We start from the raw sequence: 609 nt of genomic DNA on the forward strand, positions 1-609 counted from the left end.
TTGGTAAGTTGCATAATCTCCAGTCGTTCCCTCGTCATATGGGAGAGTGGGGGAGAGTAAAGGAGGAGGCAGACAGAGGCTTTCGATCCGCGACCAACTCGCCCTCTTAATTGATGAAGTTGTGATAGGCCAAGACGCTCGGCATTTTCAATGATCATAATCGAAGCATTGGGAACATCAACCCCTACTTCAATCACGGTTGTTGCTACCAAAATATCGAGTTCATGAGCCTTAAAAGCATTCATAACTGACTCTTTCTCCGCACTTTTTAAGCGTCCATGAATAAGGCCGATTCGGAGATGGGGTAGTTTTTCACAAAGATCAGCATAGGCCATTTCAGCGGCTTTTGCCGGGAGTTGTTCAGACTCTTCAATAAGTGTACAGACCCAATAGACCTGCGTTCCCTCTTGGCATTGGGCTCTTACTCTTTCGATCACTTTATCCCGCGCTTTATCGTTAATAACGGAGGTAGTGATAGGAATTCGATTCGGCGGATACTCATCAATGACAGAGCTTGAGAGATCAGCATAGAGTGTCATCGCCAACGTTCGTGGAATAGGTGTCGCTGTCATCATCAGTTGATGTGGCGTGAAGCCTTCTGGTGCTTTT

1 protein-coding gene is annotated in these 609 nt (G+C 46.5%); it reads right to left on the reverse strand.

Annotated features, from left to right (window positions below; all coding sequences use genetic code 11):
• Nucleotides 1-609 (reverse strand): helicase-related protein (locus FK268_RS26005; protein WP_269434255.1); only part of this gene is annotated, 609 nt, incomplete at both ends.

This window comes from Tsukamurella sputi (assembly GCF_007858445.1).
GTDB classification, from domain to species: domain Bacteria; phylum Actinomycetota; class Actinomycetes; order Mycobacteriales; family Mycobacteriaceae; genus Tsukamurella; species Tsukamurella sputi.